Annotated in this window: 1 protein-coding gene; it reads left to right on the top strand. The window is 25.0% G+C overall.

Annotated elements, in window-relative coordinates; translation table 11 throughout:
- Nucleotides 1-155 precede the first annotated feature (155 nt).
- Nucleotides 156-305 (top strand): hypothetical protein, encoded by a 150-nt coding sequence (locus DMG62_22310; protein ID PYY20722.1) that lies wholly within the window; start codon nucleotides 156-158, stop codon nucleotides 303-305.
- Nucleotides 306-360 lie beyond the last annotated feature (55 nt).

Raw genomic sequence — 360 nt, 5'->3', positions numbered from 1 at the left:
TATTAACAAATTTTATTTCTTTCTTAATTCTTAGATTAATGAATTACAATATCCACATTTAGCAAAAATGGCACATGATTTTTTGGCCATCCCTGGTAAATATACTTTTTTATTATTTATTAATCTTTATTTTTTAAAAACATTTATCAATTTATATGTATCTTTACTCTTTAGCTACAAGTGTACCAGTTGAAAGAGTATTTTCAGGTAGTACAGATCTTATAACACACAAACGATGCAGTCTTGCAGAAGAAACCATTCGTGCCTGCATGTGTTTAAAATCATGGTGGATGAGTGATTTGTGAATAATTTTTTTGTAAAAAATAATTAATCATTAAATAAACATATTTTTTTCATTTT

It is taken from the genome of Acidobacteriota bacterium, assembly GCA_003225175.1.
In the GTDB taxonomy this organism is placed as follows: Bacteria; Acidobacteriota; Terriglobia; order Terriglobales; family Acidobacteriaceae; genus Gp1-AA112.
Note: the sequence above shows the minus strand (reverse complement) of the source record. Positions and strands in the feature narration are given on the sequence as shown.